We start from the raw sequence: 593 nt of genomic DNA, 5'->3' as shown, positions 1-593 counted from the left end.
CCTCGACGACCCGCTGGCGCTGGTTGACGACCTGAGCCTGAACCTCACCGGACGGCGCCTGGAGCAGGCGCTGTTCGAGCAGCAACATCAGGAGAAACTGCAAACGGCCACAGCGGTACAAACACTGTGCGGCTTTGATTACGCACCACTGTTACCTGCGCACGTCGCCCAGGACCCCGCGCTGACCCGCGCCTACACCGATGACCTGTACGCGTTGCTCAAGGCCGATGATGGCGTCGAGCGGGGTCGGGACGTGGTTGACGGACCCGAATCGGTACTTGTAGGGACGTGGCGCTGGGAGATCGAAGCACTCGAGGCAACGTTCATTCAGCGCTGGGGCAAACTCCCCCACCCCGGTACCTGGCGGCGCACACTGGCCGAGTGGCGCGACAAACGCCGGTGGCGCGAAGACGTCCATTTCGATGAGCTGCAAAGCTTCCTGAGCCGGGCCACGGCCCAGGCGGCCCAGCTTGAGGCCCATGCCCAGCGCAGCGAACGCGACCTGCTCAACTGGCTGGAACGGCTTGCAGCGAATGCCGACAGCCTGTTCTTCGACACCTGCAACCCGGCCCACAGCCGCGCCTTGCTGGAGA

Annotated in this window: 1 pseudogene; it reads left to right on the top strand. The window is 65.1% G+C overall.

Annotated features, from left to right (window positions below):
* Nucleotides 1-593: pseudogene (locus IE038_RS24130) on the top strand (T6SS effector BTH_I2691 family protein); the annotation flags it as partial.

The organism is Pseudomonas laurentiana (assembly GCF_014648275.1).
Lineage (GTDB): Bacteria > Pseudomonadota > Gammaproteobacteria > Pseudomonadales > Pseudomonadaceae > Aquipseudomonas > Aquipseudomonas laurentiana.
This window is presented reverse-complemented; position numbering and strand designations above follow the sequence as displayed.